General features: G+C 34.2%; 12 protein-coding genes, 2 pseudogenes and 1 other annotated feature. Of the genes and pseudogenes, 12 read left to right on the top strand and 2 right to left on the bottom strand.

Going from position 1 to position 19,223, the window contains the following annotated elements; all coding sequences use genetic code 11:
- Positions 1-30: 30 nt before the first annotated feature.
- The 12 genes and pseudogenes from essC to AC1Q51_RS02110 all read left to right on the top strand — a co-directional run bounded on the left by essC (position 31) and on the right by AC1Q51_RS02110 (position 17,701).
- Positions 31-4,038 carry a type VII secretion protein EssC gene (gene essC / locus AC1Q51_RS02055; protein WP_140155656.1) on the top strand — a complete coding sequence of 1,336 codons (4,008 nt, stop codon included), beginning with the start codon at positions 31-33 and terminating at the stop codon, positions 4,036-4,038.
- Between the two features lie 127 nt (positions 4,039-4,165).
- The gene (locus AC1Q51_RS02060; RefSeq protein WP_053564631.1) at positions 4,166-4,438 is read left to right on the top strand and encodes a WXG100 family type VII secretion target; all 273 of its coding nucleotides are present in this window, start codon (positions 4,166-4,168) and stop codon (positions 4,436-4,438) included.
- A gap of 82 nt (positions 4,439-4,520) precedes the next feature.
- Positions 4,521-7,193 (top strand): tetratricopeptide repeat protein, encoded by a 2,673-nt coding sequence (locus tag AC1Q51_RS02065; RefSeq protein WP_098360834.1) that lies wholly within the window; start codon positions 4,521-4,523, stop codon positions 7,191-7,193.
- Between the two features lie 22 nt (positions 7,194-7,215).
- Complete coding sequence (locus AC1Q51_RS02070) at positions 7,216-9,891, top strand: hypothetical protein (protein WP_492331334.1); 2,676 nt, start codon at positions 7,216-7,218, stop codon at positions 9,889-9,891.
- Positions 9,892-9,958: 67 nt separating this feature from the next.
- The gene (locus AC1Q51_RS02075; protein WP_492331335.1) at positions 9,959-10,396 is read left to right on the top strand and encodes an SseB family protein; all 438 of its coding nucleotides are present in this window, start codon (positions 9,959-9,961) and stop codon (positions 10,394-10,396) included.
- A gap of 56 nt (positions 10,397-10,452) precedes the next feature.
- The gene (locus tag AC1Q51_RS02080) at positions 10,453-12,036 is read left to right on the top strand and encodes a WXG100 family type VII secretion target (protein ID WP_141549175.1); all 1,584 of its coding nucleotides are present in this window, start codon (positions 10,453-10,455) and stop codon (positions 12,034-12,036) included.
- Positions 12,037-12,084: 48 nt separating this feature from the next.
- Positions 12,085-12,864 carry a hypothetical protein gene (locus tag AC1Q51_RS02085; protein ID WP_090976435.1) on the top strand — a complete coding sequence of 260 codons (780 nt, stop codon included), beginning with the start codon at positions 12,085-12,087 and terminating at the stop codon, positions 12,862-12,864.
- Between the two features lie 19 nt (positions 12,865-12,883).
- Positions 12,884-13,609 carry a pentapeptide repeat-containing protein gene (locus AC1Q51_RS02090; protein WP_257142723.1) on the top strand — a complete coding sequence of 242 codons (726 nt, stop codon included), beginning with the start codon at positions 12,884-12,886 and terminating at the stop codon, positions 13,607-13,609.
- A gap of 272 nt (positions 13,610-13,881) precedes the next feature.
- A pseudogene (locus AC1Q51_RS02095) lies at positions 13,882-14,262 on the top strand (DUF600 domain-containing protein).
- 507 nt (positions 14,263-14,769) lie between these two features.
- Positions 14,770-14,934, top strand: a pseudogene (locus AC1Q51_RS02100) (recombinase family protein); the annotation flags it as partial.
- A gap of 109 nt (positions 14,935-15,043) precedes the next feature.
- Positions 15,044-15,292, top strand: a binding site (T-box leader).
- Between the two features lie 116 nt (positions 15,293-15,408).
- Positions 15,409-16,749, top strand: coding sequence for a sodium-dependent transporter (locus tag AC1Q51_RS02105; protein ID WP_097925469.1), 1,341 nt, complete (start codon positions 15,409-15,411; stop codon positions 16,747-16,749).
- A 46-nt stretch (positions 16,750-16,795) separates the two neighbouring features.
- Positions 16,796-17,701: an alpha/beta fold hydrolase gene (locus AC1Q51_RS02110; RefSeq protein ID WP_492331336.1), complete on the top strand. Its 906-nt coding sequence runs from the start codon at positions 16,796-16,798 to the stop codon at positions 17,699-17,701.
- 36 nt (positions 17,702-17,737) lie between these two features.
- Here the strand turns inward: AC1Q51_RS02110 and AC1Q51_RS02115 are convergent, their stop codons facing one another.
- Entirely contained in the window at positions 17,738-18,313 is a 576-nt protein-coding gene (locus tag AC1Q51_RS02115) for a nucleotidyltransferase family protein (RefSeq protein WP_090976445.1), read from the bottom strand.
- A 35-nt stretch (positions 18,314-18,348) separates the two neighbouring features.
- Positions 18,349-19,146 (bottom strand): lipid II flippase Amj family protein, encoded by a 798-nt coding sequence (locus AC1Q51_RS02120; RefSeq protein ID WP_000028911.1) that lies wholly within the window; start codon positions 19,144-19,146, stop codon positions 18,349-18,351.
- Positions 19,147-19,223: the final 77 nt, after the last annotated feature.

Raw genomic sequence — 19,223 nt, forward strand, 5'->3', positions numbered from 1 at the left:
TAGTTTTGAATGGGGAAGGAGAAATGCTTTGTGCAAAAATCACCATATTTTCAGCGCTCTCCGCGTGTGAAAGTAGATATACCAACAGGGGATGTTATTATTCATGATCCGCCAAATATACCAGAAGAACCTAAATTTTCTATTGAAACAATGTTATTACCAGCGATGATGACAATTTTAACATTGATATTGTATTTTGTGATGATGAAATTTATGAAGATGAATGCAAGTTATATGCCACTTATGATGGTTTCGAGTATTCCAATGTTAGGATCGTATGCAATTACAACGATGGGGCATTTCCGTAAAAAGAAAGAACATAGGCAAATGGTGGAGCAGTTACAACAAAGATATTTGGAGCAAATTCAAAAGCATCGAGTGGAGTTAGATACGTTAAAGGTTGAACAAGCGAAATATTTAATAACACAAAATCCAAGTCCACTAAAGAGTGTACAAAGAATTGAAAATCGAGAAAGTAATTTATGGGAGCGAACACCTGAAAGCCCAGACTTTTTAGATATCCGTATTGGAACAGGTGAGAGACCATTTTATGTTGAATTGAAAGTGCCTGAACAGCAAGGTTATGAGGAAAATCCATTAATCACAGAAGCACAAAATGTGAAAAGAGATTTTAATACAATCCCTAATGGGCATATTTCAATATCATTGAAAAAAAATGATGTAATTGGTGTGGTTGGCAATAAAGAAGATCGATTGAACTTCACTCGAATTGTAACGACGCAAATTATGACACATCACGCTCCAAATGAAGTGAAAATAGCAGCCTTCTATCATGAGAAGGAGAAGAAAGAATGGGATTGGATGAGGTGGATTCCTCATGTGTGGGATGAGCAGAGAAGCATGCGTTTTTTATCTGAGAATCAACAAGAAGCGCAGAAATTAGCTGAAGCGTTGTTCACACCACTTAATATGCGTAGAATTTATAATTCCTCTGCACAGGTAGATGCGAAAATACCTTTAATCCCAATGTATGTTTTTTTCTTATCCGCGAGAGAATTTTTAGAAGATGATCCTATACTTCCAATGTTACTTAGAGAAGGGGAAAGTGTCGGAGCATCTACATTTATATTTGCAGAACAGAGAGAACGATTGCCGATGGAATGTGATCTTGTTATTAGCTTAAACGGAGAAAATGGTGAGTTAGTAGAAACATTTTCAAGCTCAGCTGAAAATAGCGGGACAACGCGTGCTAGTTTTAAAGTAGATCGACTTTCATTTGAACGATGCGAATCAGGTGCGCGAAGTATTGCTCCTATTCGAATGAAAAGTTCTACAGCGGCTAACATACCGAAAGTATTAACTTTTTTAGATTTGTTCCAAGTGAAAAAAATGGAAGAGTTACAGGTGCTAGAGAGATGGAATAAAAATCGATATCCGACTTCATTGCCGGTTCCAATAGGTGTAAGAGAAGGAAGTAAACCTGTGTTTCTAAATATTCACGATAAAATTGAGAAGAAAGGACATGGTCCGCATGGTTTAATGGCTGGTACAACAGGTTCAGGGAAAAGTGAAGTGATCCAGTCTATTATAGCAGCGTTAGCGGCTACCTATCATCCTCATGAGATGGCATTTATGCTTATCGATTATAAGGGTGGCGGAATGTCAAACACGTTTGCAGGATTACCACATATTATCGCATCTATTACAAACTTAGAAGATCCGAACTTAATCGAGCGTGCAAGAATATCATTAAAGGCGGAATTAGAGAGAAGACAAAAATTGTTTATTCAGGCTGGAAATGTTCAACATTTAGATGAATATTATGAAACAAGCTGGCGTGAAAAAGAACCTTTGCCACATTTATTTATTGTCATTGATGAGTTTGCTCAAATGAAAAAGGAACAACCAGAATTTATGGACGAACTAATTAGTGTTGCTGCAATAGGAAGGACATTAGGAGTTCACTTATTATTAGCTACACAAAAACCTTCAGGGGTTGTAAATGATAAGATTTGGAGTAACTCACGTTTTCGAATTTGTTTACGTGTACAAGATGACGCCGATAGTCGTGAAATGTTAAAAATTCCAGATGCCTCTAAAATTAATGTACCGGGAAGAGGTTATTTACAGGTTGGAAGTAATGAAATATTGGAATTGTTCCAATCTGCATGGAGTGGAGCACCTTATAATCCAGATGAAGAGAAAGTTCTTGCTGTTGTTGATTTTACAGAAGTTAAGCTTTCGGGTGAAAGAATAAAAGTGAAAAAGCGCCCAAAACCAATGACAAATAGTCCAAAGCAATTACAAGCGTTTATTCACTATATACAGAACGTATCGGAGAAAGAAAATATTAAAGCATTGCCAGGGCCGTGGTTGGCACCTTTACCAGAAAAATTATTATTAAAAGAGTTTTATGAAATGGAAAATTGGACTGCTGATGTATGGAATAAGGAGAAAGAAAATTTACAAATTACGGTTGGATTAATTGATGATGTCGGAAATCAAGCGCAGTATCCTTTAAAGCTCGATTTACAAGAAGGCCATTTAAATATATATGGTATGCCAGGAACAGGAAAAACAACGATGTTACAAACGATCATTATGTCCCTAGCAGTATCTCATACACCAGCTGAAGTGAATTTTTATATTATTGATTTTGGACGTATGTTTTTAGATTTTAGAGATTTACCTCATGTAGGCGGGATTGTACAAGAGGACGAATATGAAAAAATGAAACGTTTATTTGGTTTTTTGAAGAAAGAAATTACAGAAAGAAAAGAGAGTTTTTCTAACATCGGCGCAAAGTCATTTTCTATGTATAATCGAATGGTCGGAAAGAAAGTTCCTGCTATTGTTGTAATGGTAGATGGTTATATAAGATTTAAAAATGAATTCGAAAAAGAGAATGAAATATTGGAAATGTTATTACGAGAATCAAGCACATACGGCGTGTACTTCTATTTCTCGCTTAATCAAACAATTGATATGTTTGATCGTGTTCGTAATAATATACCGATGGCAATTACATTTGAATTGCAAGATAGAACTGAATATCATAGTTTAGTTGGTAGACCTAATTTCCCATTAATCGAAGTTCCTGCTGGTCGTGGGTTAATGAAAGGACAACCGCCTGAATTGTTCCAAGCAGCATTGCCGTTTATTGGTGAAAGTGAATTAGAATATTCACAGCAGTTAAAAACGATTATTCAAACAATGAGCAGTGAATGGAATGGTGAAAAAGCAAGAGAGATTCCAATGGTTCCTAAAGAAATATTTGTAGAAGATTTAGTTGAGCGATTAAAACCAGCTCAAATTTCTGCAGGAGTTGAAACAGACGATATTCGTTTACAAAGTTTTTCATTGGACGAAATGAATCATATATTTATCGGTGGAAGAATAGAAGGTGGGAAAACATCATTATTACAAACACTTCTGTTCTCTACTGCTTATCAATATTCTCCGGATGAAGTCGAATTATACTTAGTAGATTTTGGTGAAAGACCTACAGGTATTTTAGCTCTTGGAGATTTGCCTCATGTAGAGAAGAGGTTTACAGATGGTATACAATTAAAAGAAATGTTAGATGATTTGCTAGAAGTAATAAATAATAGAAAAGTAGTTATGCCATCTTTAGATTCAAAAGAAGAAGTGGAAATGCCATATAAGAAAATAATTATTGCAATTGATGATATTGATCAAATGTTAGCGATATTATCTAACGACTTTGATTCGAAAAATAAAATGGAACAAATAGTTCAAAATTGTAAAAATAAAGGGATTCATTTTGTTGTGGCCGCTACAACGTCTAGTGTAAATAGCTATTCTCATGAAAAATGGTTTACAGAAATTAGAAAGAGAAGTTTTGGTTATTTATTAGGTACGACTCAAAATAGTGATGTCTATTTCTTTAATATAAAGCTTCCACATACTGAGATGGATCGAGAATTATCTAGTGGGGATGGATATTGTATACGTAGAAAGCCAATGAAAATAAAATGTGCATATACACCACCACATTTACTTTACAAAATGACAAATAAAATTATTGTGAAATGGTCAGAATTAAAGGTTAAATAATATTAAAAAAGGGTTAAATTACAAGAAAATAGAATTTTTTTGTAATTTACCCCTTTTAAAATTGTTCGAATATAGTTTATAATCTAATTGTTGTATCATTTAAGAATTGAAAGGGGAAATATATACAATGGCAGAAATTAAAATTACACCAGAAGAACTTGAGCGAATTGCTAGTAACTTTACAAACGCAGCTGGGGAAGCTCAAAACCAAATTAATAGACTTGAAGGCGACATTAATAGTTTAGAAGGACAATGGGCTGGGGCAACACAAGCGAAGTTCCGAGGCGAATTTGCTCAATCTAAACAAGCGATGCAACAATACATTCCAATTTTAGAAGGTATTTCATCAGAATTAAAACGTATTTCTGATAAATTCCGTAACACAGATAACGCATATTAATAATAGAACAATTGCAAAAGACCAGGAGCTGTTGTTCCTGGTCTTTTCTTTAAAAATTGTCATATGAGAGTAAGGGGATAAAATGGGATTCCGACCAGAAGTAGGAGAAAAAATTATTTTTAATAAAGATGTTTATCGTTTTGAGAAACATCCAGCAGTTATTGGGATTGAAATGCCATATGGGCAAGAGGGAAGACAAGGAACAGTTTATCAATTACAACATGAAAATGGTGTGGAACGAATTGCGTTAAAAGTTTTTAAAGAGCGCTATCGTGATGAAAAACATCAACTAGCATTTTTAAAGCCACTTTCATCCTTAGCTGGTCTTAAAGTATGCTCACGCTATATCGTTACTACAGAAGAACATACATCTGCTATCGAAAAATCAGAAGATCTTGCTAATAGTATTGTAATGCCTTGGATTGAAGGGCCAACTTGGGCTGATATTTTACAAGAACAACGAGTGTTATCAAAAGAACAATGTTTCTTTATTGCAGAAGCATTTCTTACAACACTTAAAATGATGGAGGAAAATGAGGTTGCTCATAATGATCTATCATCCAGTAATGTACTCATACCTTTTTTAAGTGAAAATCCAATTGAAGGCCAACATTATATTGAACTTGTTGATGTTGAGCAAATGTATGGACCAAAAAGTAAAAGACCTTCATTATTGCCAGCAGGTTCAGCGGGTTATGCACCAGTGTATTTGGAAAATGGGATATGGCAAAAAGAAGCCGACCGTTTTGCTGGCGCCATTTTATTAGGTGAAGTATTAAGTTGGTGTAGTGAGGAAATTCGAAATAACAAATGGACGGATGCCAGTTACTTTAAAACGGAAGAAATGCAGACGGAATGTGAAAGATATACGTTACTTCAGCAAGAATTGCATAATCAATGGAATGGGGAAATCGCACAGTTATTTAATCAAGCATGGAATAGTAACACTTTCGCAGAATGTCCAAGCTTTGCACAATGGTACGATGTATTTCATAGTGCAAGAGAAATAGTAAAAATTGATGCAAAAAGGCAGTCAGAAGAAGAACACTCTCTTTTTGTATCGAAATGTTTGGAAATTGCAAGATTATTAGAAGAGAGAGGATTTAAACAAGCGGCATTATATGAATATAAAACAATTTTTAATTCACTCAATCCATCAACAGCTCTAAAACAAGAACTCGCATATATTATTCAACTACTAGATAATCAAGAATCTGAAATAAATCAAAAAAAAGTGCTGCAAAGTTATGTGGAACTAGCTACTGAATTGGAGCGAGAAAATAATAAAGAATATGCTTGTTTCGTCTATTCACGAATCGTACAATTTCCAAACATTGATCATGCGTTAAAAAAGGAAATTGAAAGCATTATTAAAGAGATAAAAGAAGAAAAAGAGCCACCAATGCCAGAAATAGCAGCTACAATCACAGTTCCAAATAGTATTTTACAGAGCCGTAAACAAACAAAAAAACAAGTTGAATATGATATAGATGATGAAATTTTAAATGCAAAAGCATCGAATCAACCTCTTACATTAACGCATGAACAAAAAGAACCGTCCGCCTTCTCAATATGGTGGAACAAGAATAAAAAACGGGTTTTGATTATTGGCTCAATTGTAGTAGTTGTTATAGGTGGTTCAACACTATTTTACTTTTATACAACAAATGCTAAATACCAAAAATTTATGGGACAAGCACGCCAAGCCTATCATGATAAAAAATATATAAAAGCAGAAGAAGCTGTTGGTCATGCGATCGCAGTGAAAGGAAAAGATGAAGCTCATCTTCAGCTAGCAACGATTTACATTGCTGAAGGGAAAAATAAAATTGCAATAGACTACCTTACAAAATTAATAAAAGATAGAGAAATAGAAAAAGAAAATAATGAAGCGGCATATCTATTAGCTTCAGCGAATTTCCGTATAGGAAAATATCAAGAAGCGGTTCCGAATTTCGAACAAGCATTAGCGAATAATGCAAAAGGAATTGAACCATATAAAAAAGATGCGATGCGAGATTTAGCTGTAAGTCATATGAAAATGAAAGAATTTGAAAAAGCAGAAGATGTTATTGTCAAAATGAGTACGAAAACAAATGAAGATAAGGCAATTGTTTCGTATTTAAAAGGACAACTAGCAACTGCAACTGTGCAATTAGATAAAGCAGAATCTTTCTTTAAAGAAGCCATTATGCAAGATTCAAAGAATGCTATATATGCAATTGAACTTTCGAATTTATATGTACTTTGGAATAAAACAAATTTAATTGATAGTGCAAAAAAAGAAGTGAATTATCAACAAGCATCGCAAGTATTACAAGCTGCAATCCAAAAAGATATGAAAAATATAGAGTTACTAAATCAATTAGGCATTGTATATTATGAAGCTGGTCAATTTTATGAAACACGAGATGGCGGAAAAAGTAATGCAGCGTATCAACAAGCGTTAGAGGCTTACAATAGAGTTGTTAACAACGGGACTCGTGACACAAATACGCTTGTGAATATAGGGATTTTATACGACAAAGTGGGACAAGGAAATGAAGCAGAGAAATTTTTCACGGAAGCATATTCACAAAATGATGAAGATCCGCATGTGAATTTTGCATTCGGGATGTTTAAAATTAAACAAAAAAAATATGAAGAAGCGAGTCGTTTCTTAAGAAAAACGGTACAAGCAAATGAAAATGAAACTGAAGTAAGAGCAGCACAAGAAAAACTAACAGAGATGAAAACAAACGGTTGGATTCAATAAAGATGTGAAAAGGGGAAGAAACATGGAAGAAAACAACAACAATCTAGGAAAAAAAGTTGCTATATCAGTAATGTCGGTGGCTTTATTTGGAACGTCAGGATATCTTGTTTATGACAAAGGCTTTAGTACAGCAGGAAGAGAAACGGTAAAACTAGCAAGTAATACAGAAGAGAAAAAAGATGACCGTATTACAGGAAGTAATTTACAGTCTATGTTCCCAAATTTAGTTGCCGATCCTGCAAAAAAAGATGATAAACCTGGAGAAAAACCAAACATTAATTTAGCAGACTTAATCGGAAATAATAAATCACCGATTACACCAGTGACGTATAAGCCAGATGATGTGTCGGTGGAAAAGAAAGATCCACAGATTAAATTGTCAGACGCACCAATGCCACAAAAGCCGGAACTGCCAACTAATATGGGGGGGCCTGTGGTGGAGCCAGTTAAAAATAATGATAATGTTCAATTACCTACACCTACTGTAGAACCGCCAAAAACTAATACCGGAACAGGAGGAACTGGAACAGGAGGAACTGGAACAGAAGGAACTGGAACAGGAGGAACTGGAACAGAAGGAACTGGAACAGGAGGAACTGGAACAGAAAAACCAAAACCAGATCCAGAACCAACATACCCAACAATTACAGTATCACCAAAAACGGGTGATATTCTTGTAGAATGGTATACAGCAAATGGGGAGAAATCTAGTGCGGTGTTTTTTGGGGAGTTTTATAAGGCACAAAACCATTTGAAACTAATTGATAGTATGAAAAATACAGAGAATCGTAATGATTTACAGCTTATTTCTCAAGTTAGTTCTTCACCAACAGAAGCAAATAAAGCAGCATTATTGTTAGCAGCACAAGATTCTGCTCAATTTGAAAAAGTAGCTAGTTCAAAATATGAGCAACTATTTTATATTCGAAATCAATTAACTTTATATCAAGAGCCTGCTTTTAATGACCAAGAATTTGAATACTTTAAAGAAAATAAGAAATCTGTTATAGAAAAGTTATCTAAAGACATTTTTAAAGCCGCGCTTAATGAAGAAAAACGAGATGTAAATGCAGCTTTAAGTAAATATTATTTATTAACTTCCGTATTACAAGGCGTAGATGAAGACTTGCAAAAGCAGGCTTACGATCGAGTGCAAGCTATTTTTAATCAAATGCTTGAAAATGAATTGGAACAAATGGTACAAGGAAAAATTGAAGTTCCAACTGTGCCAGTTTTAAATCAAGGAAAAGAACAAAATAAAAATGTGGAGGAAAAACCAACGGCTGAAAAGGAAGTACAGCAATCAAAAGATGAAGAAAAACAACAGAATAAAGAAAATTCGAAGCCAGAAGAATCAAAAACAAATAAAGAAGATGTAAAACAAGAAGAAATCCAAACGAATAAAGAAAATGTAAAACAAGAAGAAGTACAAAATAATAAAGAAGATAAAAAGAATGAGGAACAAAAAGATAATAAAGATGGTAAAAAGCAAGATGAAGTAAAAACACCTGGACAATGGGCAATTGAACAGGTAACAGCGTATATGAACGAAGCGAAGTGGAAAGAAGCAATTGTACTAGCAGATCAATACATTGATCAGACAAAAGGTGAAGAACAAAACACATTGAAGGATCAATTGAAAAATGCAGTTGAGAACTTATTAACACAATCAAAAGCAGAAGAGACATCTGCAGAAATGGCATTACAAAATTATCACTTTATCTTAAATGTTAAAAATGTAGTTGCTGAACAGAGAGAAGAGGCAAAATCGTTATCTTTACCTGTAATGTTAGAAGTAAAGGCAGATCAGGCATTAGCAGAGAAAGATTATTATAACGCTGTATTATATATGGCGAACTCTATTCGTAATAAAAATAAACATGCTCATGCATTTGAAAAATTACAAACAAATTCAAACTTCCTTTGGAATCAAACTATGGAGCAATGGAATAATTTAAAGGGTAATTCTGGATGGCAAAGTGAAGTTAAAAAATCTGTTCAACCATCCCTTGAATTAATTGTATATTTAAAAGATATTTCACCAGCTATAGTGGATGATACAAGATTCAATGAGAAAATAAAGGAAGCAACGAAGAAATTAGAAGGTATTCAGTTGTTGAATTTAGCAAGTTATGAAAATAGTAAGAGTGATGAAGCTAGTCAATTGAATGCATTATATTATTATGGACAAGCTTATGAACGTGGTATAGCTGACGCAGGAGATATGAGTAACATTTTTAATAAGTTATTAAATAAAGCACGTGGATTTGAAGTATCTGATCCAGCAAGGGCTATGAATTTATACCGATTAATGTATACAACGCCTGGTGCGCAAGGACTTGGCTTCCAAGACGTAATTAGAAATTCTATTGATTACTTAAATGATTTCAATGTAGCAAGTCAATCGTTTGCGAAATATGGTAATAGCTCAAATGTGAAAGATATTGCAACAGCATTAGCTTATGCAAATACAGCTATTGAAAATGGATATGCAAATGAACAAAGTAAAGCGAAAATAAGACAAATTGCAGAGGAAATGGTTAAAGTGGGGAAAAATGCATTAAAGGGAAATGATTTAAATACTGCATATCAGTATTTTGAATTTGTAAGTCGTGCAGATTATAAACATGTTCCGCAGGATGTTCGTAGCCAAGCAAATGATGGACTACAAGCGATAAAAAATACTACTAAAAAATAAAGGAATAAATTTCGCCATCTTACCCTAGGTAAGGTGGCGAAATTATTCCAAATAGGAGTGAAAGTTAATGAGTTTACTAGAAATTAGTCCATTAGATGAGGCGTTAGTGGAAGCGTTGCAAAATGAAGAAAAAAGAGGCTATTTTTATGAAATATTACAGAAATCAAATTTATTCGTTGTTGCTTCTGTCGAAGGGGATACAAGTGTAGATGAAGAAGGAAATTTGATTTCTACTAATAATACACAATTACAAATTCATTATTTTGAAATGGAAGAAGGATTAATGTTACCACTGTATTCGGATTTAAAGCATCTAGAAATGGTTATTCCAGAAGAATATCCGTATGTCTCTATGAATGCAGTTGAATTATTAAAAACAATAGATTTAGAGGCAAATGTCATATTGAACCCAGGAACAAAATTTCAAAAATTATTTGTAAAGGAAGAAATTGAAGCGATTTGTGATAACAGTATTTTTGATGTTTTCTCTAAAGAGAATAAGTAAAAATTAATGCAGTTCTATTTCTTTTTGGTATAAAATAGAGGAAGGTGGGAGAAGGTTTGGAGATTAAAGTCAAACCTGAACAACTCGAACAAATTGCCAAAAACATATCAGAGATGCAAACACACAGCCAGACCATACAACAAAATCTCAATCAATCTATGTTTAGTATTCAAATGCAATGGCAAGGAGCAACGAGTCAGCATTTTTATGGGGAATATATGAGATCAATGAGACTCATGGAATCTTACATACGTAACTTACAAGTTACAGAAAAAGAATTACGGCGTATCGCTCAAAAGTTTCGTCAAGCAGATGAAGAATATCAAAAGAAACAAAATGAAAAATTGAAAGAAACCCATAAAACAGAAAAGAAACATGAAAAATCATGGTGGGAAAAGGGCGTAGAAGGAGCAGCTGAATTCATTGGAGTAAATGATGCAATTCGTGCAGTTACCGGTAAAGACCCTATTACAGGAAAAGAATTATCATCAAAAGAAAGACTCATCGCCGCAGGATGGACGCTCCTAAACTTTGTTCCTGTTGGAAAAGTGGCAAGTCTTGCTGGAAAAGGAATAAAGTATGTCGCTTCTAGCTTTGGGAAGACGATTGTAAAAGCAGGAAAAAAACTAGGCGAAGGCGTAACAATGGTAGCTGGAAAAGCTGGAAAAGCAGCTGTCGATGGCATAAAAACAGCCAGCCACAAAGTAAAAGAGGGTGTAAACTTTGTAGCCTCCACAGCAAAAGGATTTGCCGACAAAATCGGAAATCTATGGAACAAAGGCGCCACAACCGTAAAAACAACCTTCTTGCAGGGGAATGAAAAAATCCAGCACGCAGTAAAAACATTACTGGAATACAAATGGATCCCAGGCGAGGGAAAAGGCTTCGCCATGGCTGGAGTAGGAAATGTCTCAGGAGGAGGACAGTATTCTCTGAAAGAGGCTTATCAGTATATGGAGAGTAAGGTTGTTAAGGGTACGGGTAAAGGTAGTAATACAAACCCAAACAAAATTAAACTAACTTCAGAACGAGAAGAATACTATCGAAAGAAAATAGATGAAGCTAAAGCGCGAGGAGATTATAAAGCAGCAGATGATATTAGATATGATCGTCATTGTGAAGAAACGAAAAAACCTTTAGAGCGTAAAGATTGGGATGCTAGGACTGAAAATTTAAGAAAGAGCCAAGAGCGTGGAAGAGAAGAAGAAATAAAAGGGAGAAAAGCTTTGGGAGAACATCTTGATCGCCAATTAGAGGACAATAATGCTGGTGAGGTTGTTACATATACATCTAGTGAAGGGCATCTTACGCGTCCAGATAGCATTGGGCGTAATGATAAGGGGGAAATTGATTTAGTTCATGATCACAAACACAAAATGGGTGAAAAAGAGCAAACTATTCATAACGACAGCCAAATGCGAGCTGAAAGAGAAATGCTCGAAGATAAAAATGGGAGTCATGTTGTGACAATATCAAGTGACAAACCCGATTTAAATGGGATTCCTCCTAAGCCAAGACCAAGTGGGCCTTTAGGAGAAAAGAGTGAGATTTACTATACTGACCCAAGTAGTGGAAAAGTGACTCATAAATGGGAGGGCAATTCACGTTTACCTGGTGGAGGCCGATGGAAAAAACTATGAATAAAAATTATTATGTGACTATATTTTTTAGTATTAAGGGGGATATACATGAAACCTGATTTTTTCTCAATTACAATGTATCCTACAGTATCTTTTAACGAAGAAGAAGTATTAGGTCGTCTTTTGGATGTGTTTGAGTCAAATGAAAAATTTGCTCCTACTCATTGGGGTAACAGTGAAATGGTACGAGTAGAATATAATCGTCAGGAAATCCTGGAAAAAGTAGTTTCAGAGCATAAAGTATCAGAAGTTTACCTTTATCGTGATAAATCGGTGAACTATAGTGGGAGTTTTGAAGTTAACTGGAGTCATCGCTCATTTTTGAAGTTTGAGTTTCATAAATCGATACCTAAAAAATTATGGCCTGCTTTTTTTGAGTTATCTGACCAAATTGCAGAAATTGCGAAACCAAGTTATGGAGTAACTCAAATTTTTTGGCCTTTATCATATCCGTGGAATACCCAACGTGAGCGATTACAAATGTGGATGGAAATATCTTCCCAACCAATACCAGTTAGGTTTCTTCCTAACGGTCCCTTAGGGATAGGGGCTAGAACATACTTTAGCGGTCATATTTTAGAAATGTTTGATAAGGAATTATTACAAAATAGTCCAGCTGTGGTATCTGAGCTAGATTGGGGTGGCCTTTGTATTGATATTTTAAATAATCCATTAGAGAGTGATAGTGATACATTACTTGATAATTGGCTACAAGTAATGAAGTATTTGGAACAAGCACAAGTAATGGCTATACCAAGTTTTGATGAAGATCAGATGGGGGTAACTTATTCTCCAAATGTTGCTTGGAAGGACTATCTGAAAAGCTAAATGAAAGGAGATCATAATAATGAATGAGAATGGTAATGGTAATGGTAATGATAGAATAAGAGTCATGGAAATATTAAATAGATCTCAATACAATGATGAGGTTATAGATCAGTTAGATATGAGTGATTTAGACCTTACTTTTTCAGATTTGTCAGAGGTAATGGCAGAGCGTATCATGGCAAAACGAGTTCTGTTAAGAGCTTCTTCATTAATGAGAGCATCGTTTTTTGATTGTGATTTTGAGTTTGCTGATTTCAGAAGTTGTAATTTAGAGGAAATACACATTGCAGATTGTAGGTTTGGTGAAGCGGATTTCTCTACATCGAATATGAAATATGCAAAATTGAATATAAGTAGTTGTTTTGAAACATGTTTTGACGAAGTTGATTTTTCATATGGAGAATTAGTTGGAACAATTTTAAATCATGCTACTTTTCGCCATGCAAATTTATCTGGAATCAATGCTAAACAAGCAGAGTGCACTGGGACGGATTTTAGTAGTGCCAATCTTACTGATGGTAACTTCGAAAAAGCGTATTTGGAAAATGCTAATTTATCAGAAGTAGATGCTAGAAATGCGGATTTAACAAATGCAGATTTAACAGGAGCGACCCTTTTAAATGGGAATTTTATGGATGCGGATTTTACCGGTGCCAAACTTGACAATGTAGTTTGGAAGGGAGCAAATGTGGAAGGTGCTAAGTTTGACGAAGGTGTTAAGGAACAAGTATTGCAAATGATATAGAGGTTTATTTTGAATTCTGTGTAAACTTGCTGAACAGACTTGATCGACATACGTAGAAGGCTTATTCTAACTCGAAATTTGAGGAGGAGTAAGCTTTTTTGCATCATGCTAAAAAATAAAAAGAGGGAAAAGCCAATGTTAAAATGCGTATATTCAGAGGCTACTCAGTACTGAATGATATACTTCCAGAAAAATTTATAGTTAATTACCTTATTAATGGTAATCCTGGTCTTAAAGTTCTTAAAAATTAATCTAAGGAGTGAGAAGATAGTATGAAAGAATTTGAAGATAGATTTATTGAATTGCAAGCTGATATGATATCTAGTAGTTTCTTTTATTTAATTAACAAAAAGTATGTAGAGTGTCATAAGGTTAATGATGCATTGGAAAATGGAGAAGAAAAATATGATGTATCTCCAGAACGAATGTTTTAGGTGCTACAAATTATAGGTGAAGATATCGAAGAAATTGAAACATTATGCAAAGAATACGAAAAAGATATGCCAACTGAGATGAAATTAATATACGATGCTAAGAGTGGTAAGTTTAAAGCTGAATATAAGTATGATTTAATACATACAAATGAGGATATAAAAACGGCTGATGATTTTGCTGATGAGTGGTTTGAGGAAGTGAAAAATAATAACCTCTAAAAAATTTACAGTAATAGATATATCTAAATTGAATTAATAACTCATGAAAGTTGTACCATCATGGAGTACTATGTGCAATGATAGAGTAGAAAAAGAAGTACGAGTTTAGGCGAGATGATATTTTACCGGGGGATAAATATAAACCACATAGACTGTATATGAAACTAACGAACTTGTACAAACTCGTAAGTTTTAACATAGTATTTGTCATGATGTACAAAAGGCGTCATACTGTTACTACAAAACTTACAAATTTACGCTACTTAAAAACATATGAACTTAAAGCACTTGATTGTTAATTAAAGGAAACAAGTGCTTTTTTGCGTTTTAGCGTAGAAATTTAAAAGAGCATTATAATTTTATTAGTGCATTAAGTGTTAAATTTTTATTGTTGTTTTATAGATTGTAATGGCTATGTACAGTGTACGACGATAGTAGAGGGAAAACTAAAGGGGTGTATTATTTTTTGAAGTCATCGTAAAGTACGTTTTAACGGAAGGACAAGTACGTGATGGACTACAAGCGCTATTGTCCGATATGGCGAAAGTATTAATACAACGAGAACTAAAGAAATATGAAGTAGATGTGAAGGCGATTGAACAATCTATAGTATTTACACATGATCCAAATGACTTTTTGGTGAATGGCATGTTAGAGCTATTAGACCAATATTAACGTCTTGAGAAATCTTTTTTGACAAAAAAATAATATATCCCTTGACAGTTACAAATATAACGGATATACTTCATATTAATTTCAAAAGAAAATATATTCTAAATATTAAAATGTGTTGAATAGGAGTAGTAAGGTCGTATATTTGTACAGAGAGCTATGGGTTGGTGCGACATAGTCAAATGACATCCTGAACTCGCCTAGGAGCAGTAAGGTGGAACGGAATCACATTCTTAGTAAATCTTAACGGTTAACCTTCGATATTAGGTTTGTAATCAAACGATTACTACTAAGGTGGATTCATAATGGAATCAATAAGGGTGGTACCGCGTTAAGTAAATGGCTTAGCGTCTCTTTATATAGAGATGCTAGGCCATTTTTTTATTATATGGAAGAAGAAATGGAGGGTTTATTTGGATAGGTCTATAAAATTTATTTATTTATATAAAAAGATTTAATTAGGAGGAAAATGAGATGAAACAGACGGAGCAATGGACTTCGAAATTAGGTTTTATAATGGCAGCAGCCGGATCAGCAATTGGACTTGGTGCGATATGGAAGTTTCCTTATATCGCTGGGAAAAGCGGGGGAGGAGCATTCTTTTTAATCTTTATATTATTTACTGTATTAATTGGGCTACCGCTACTTATAGCTGAATTTATGATTGGTCGCAGTACACAGAAACAAGCAGTTGGAGCATTTAAAAGTATCGCGCCAAATACAGGATGGCACTGGATTGGACGACTTGGCGTTGGAACATGTTTTATACTACTTTCGTTTTATAGCGTTGTAGGTGGATGGGTGTTAATTTATTTATTCAGAGGAGTAACGGGACAACTTATTACTCCGGGACAAAATTACGGAGCATTATTTACTGAAACAATTGGAAATCCCACTTGGGCGATTATAGGACATTTCGCTTTTATGTTCATTACGATATGGGTTGTATCAAAAGGTGTACAAAATGGAATTGAAAAAGCAAGTAAATATATGTTGCCAGCATTGTTCGTTTTATTTGTCGCTCTTATTATTCGTTCGTTAACACTTGATGATGCAATGAAAGGTGTGAAGTTTTTCTTACAACCAGATTTCTCAAAGATTACTTCGGAAAGTATTTTGTTCGCAATGGGGCAATCATTCTTTGCGATTAGTATCGGGATTTCGATTATGGTCACGTATAGTTCCTATTTAAATAAAAAAGAAAGCTTACCAAAATCAGCAATAACAATTGTTGGATTGAATTTATTTGTTTCTTTATTTGCAGGTCTTGCTATTTTTCCAGCCGTATTTTCATTAGGAATGGAGCCAACAGAAGGACCTGGATTACTATTTATCGTATTACCATCTGTATTTAGTCAAATCCCATTCGGTGGATTTTTCTTAACAGTATTTCTTGCACTATTTACATTTGCGACATTAACATCAGCATTTTCTCTACTAGAAACTGTTGTTTCAGCATTAGCAAATGGTGAACAAGACAGAAGAACGAAATTATCATGGATTATCGGTTTCTGTATTTTCTTAGTAGGTATACCATCTGCGTTATCATTTGGAGTATGGAGTGATATTACGATTTTTGGAAAGAATATTTTTGATGCAGTAGACTTTTTATCTAGTAATATATTAATGCCGCTTGGTGCACTATTTATTAGTATTTTCGTATCATTCAAGATGGAAAAGAAAGTACTAGAAGCAGAGTTTTTTGTAGGTGGAAATTATGGGAAGAAAGTATTTATTTGTTGGGCATTTTTACTTCGATTTGTAGCACCACTCGCAATAATTATCGTCTTCTTAAATGTAATAGGGATTATTTAACATTAAATGTTATAATATTCAGTAAAAAAAGAAGATGGTGATGTTTATGACGAATTGGATAGAAACAGGAGAGTATATGAATATTAGAGGGAAAAAGCTATACGTTGAAACACATGGAAATCCTAAAAATAAGCCAGTCTTATACTTGCATGGTGGTCCAGGAGAGAGTTGTTATGATTTTTCATTTCACCAAGCGGAACGTTTAAAAGATTCTTTATATGTAATTATGATAGATCAAAGAGGTGTTTGTCGTTCAGAAAAAATTACTGAAGACGAAGCTTTTGGATTAAATGATTTGATTGAAGACTGTGAGGAATTAAAAAAAGTATTTCAAATTGAGAAGTGGTCTATAATTGGACATTCTTTCGGTGGATATGTAGCATTGTTATATGCGTCGATATATCCAAGTTCAATAGAGAAAATAATATTTGAAGGGCCAACTTTCGACTTTGCATTAACAAGTAGAGCTTTGTTGCAAAAGACAGGGCATTTATTAAAAAAGCATGGAAAAGAAGAAGTAGCAAAAGAGTGCTTTGCTTATTCATCTAGCAATGCTAGTTCAGAAGGGTTGTTAGAAGCTTATATAAGATTAAGCGCTGAATTAGAAGAAAAAAGAATGGAGATTTACAATTATAAGGAAGATGAAACAGACTATAGTTTATATAGTGATGAAGAGTGGGAAGTATTTTCAAATCGTTCTCAAATTCATTTTGATAGATTAAAATTAGAGGGTGCATGTCATAAATCATTATTATATAAAATAAAAGAAGTACAGAATCAAATGTTATTAATTGTAGGAAAACATGATGTAGTAACGTGTGAAGAACAAATTAAAACATTTAATAAAGATGCCCGAAACGGCAAGTATATCGTATTTGAAGAGAGCGGTCATTCACCTCATTATGAGGAAGCAGATAGGTTTGCAGAAACAGTCATACATTTTTTGAAATGAAGAAAAGGGTGCTTCTATAAATGAGAGGCACCCTTTCTATATTTCTGGATATGTGATTGTGATGTTAGGCCACTTACTTTGCCAATTCTTTTTTATAACTCTGTTTTTGTACATATGTAATCGTTCTTTCGATTCAAGAAAATGAGCTGTTGGTCTCACTTGTAAGGAAAGGACATCTTCAATACCACATGGGGCTGTTAATATGACGTTGTTTAGTTCATCAAGTGTAACTCCTAAAGCTGTTGCTGTTTCAGGAAATTTAGAAATAGCATCAACAGAAGAAGAATATGGTGGCATATTCTTCACTACATGCATACGAGCTTGATTTTTTACAGACCAAGGGATAGTAGCATCCATATTCATTAATTTCGTTTCTAATGATTGTTCGTATATCTCATCTTGATGTAGACTATCATAATAAATTACATCAACATCAGGCATAGCCGTTTTAGCTTCATAGTCATGTAAAGTATCCCAAATTTTAGAACGAACAAAGCCGGCACAAACCCACCAATCAGGTAACTCTAGTGATTTTGCCATTTGTAATACATTCATCATCCATTCGTCGTTTTCTATTAAGCGAATGATATCTTGTTCTGTTTGTATAGTCATTTGTTATCTCACCTGCTTTTTTTTAGAGAGTAAATTTAATTCATAAGCTTTATAATCCATGTAATCCAGTAAGCACCTGGTATGAATAACAGTTGAGCAAGTAATGTACCAAAAAGTCTAGAAATCATTAGCCAAGCATACATTTTACTCATTGCTTCAGCACCTTCTTCTGATTGAAGAGCTCGCTCTGTTAAAAGAGCAATACGTGGATCTAGTAGCACTGTTAATAAAATAGTAGCAAAACCATTAATAAGACCAGAAGCTGTAGTGGCTTTTGTTGCGAAAGCTGGAATTAAAAAAGAAGCATATAGTGCGGAAAGAACTCCCGCTGTATAAATTGCAGTAGCGAACATGTTAATAAGCATTATACGCTTTGGAATACCGCCGATACGCAGCCTATGAATCATTTCTAACTTTGGAAAGCGGACATATTTTTTTGTGTACTTTAATTTTTGAATGTTATTCGTTTTCATCATTCGAATGAAAGAACCGTCTGTTTCAAAGTTTTGAATGACATATCCAAATAGTTTTGTCAAAGTTGGATACAGTATAATCGCAAGCAATGTACCGATAGAAGCAGATAATAGTACAAGACGTATAATATGCTCTAAATCAATAGAAGGATCTAGTTTTGCTTCGTCCACAATCCCGCCAAGTAAAAAGGCTTGTAGTAAGTTTGACGTTCTTGAAATGAGTAATACGATTCCTACGACGGATAATGCGACAGCAATCTTCTTTAAACGAACCCCGGCTAATCGAATACTATAAGAGCTTGTTTCAACTGCGTGGATTACAATTGTGAAAGCCATTATAAAAATTAACGTAATTGACATTTGTTTCACCAGTTTCTATTAAAATAATTGTAACTTTTTTACTTTATCATATCTATCGTATTTTGTAACTGAAAGTA

Source organism: Bacillus sp. MT94 (assembly GCF_058792475.1).

Coding starts and splice junctions, on each gene's coding strand:
- AC1Q51_RS02060 (WP_053564631.1), top strand. CDS start 4,166: ATGGCAGAAATTAAAATTACACCAGAAGAACTTGAGCGAATTGCTAGT.
- AC1Q51_RS02065 (WP_098360834.1), top strand. CDS start 4,521: ATGGGATTCCGACCAGAAGTAGGAGAAAAAATTATTTTTAATAAAGAT.
- AC1Q51_RS02070 (WP_492331334.1), top strand. CDS start 7,216: ATGGAAGAAAACAACAACAATCTAGGAAAAAAAGTTGCTATATCAGTA.
- AC1Q51_RS02075 (WP_492331335.1), top strand. CDS start 9,959: ATGAGTTTACTAGAAATTAGTCCATTAGATGAGGCGTTAGTGGAAGCG.
- AC1Q51_RS02085 (WP_090976435.1), top strand. CDS start 12,085: ATGAAACCTGATTTTTTCTCAATTACAATGTATCCTACAGTATCTTTT.
- AC1Q51_RS02090 (WP_257142723.1), top strand. CDS start 12,884: ATGAATGAGAATGGTAATGGTAATGGTAATGATAGAATAAGAGTCATG.
- AC1Q51_RS02105 (WP_097925469.1), top strand. CDS start 15,409: ATGAAACAGACGGAGCAATGGACTTCGAAATTAGGTTTTATAATGGCA.
- AC1Q51_RS02110 (WP_492331336.1), top strand. CDS start 16,796: ATGACGAATTGGATAGAAACAGGAGAGTATATGAATATTAGAGGGAAA.
- AC1Q51_RS02115 (WP_090976445.1), bottom strand. CDS start 18,313: ATGACTATACAAACAGAACAAGATATCATTCGCTTAATAGAAAACGAC.
- AC1Q51_RS02120 (WP_000028911.1), bottom strand. CDS start 19,146: ATGTCAATTACGTTAATTTTTATAATGGCTTTCACAATTGTAATCCAC.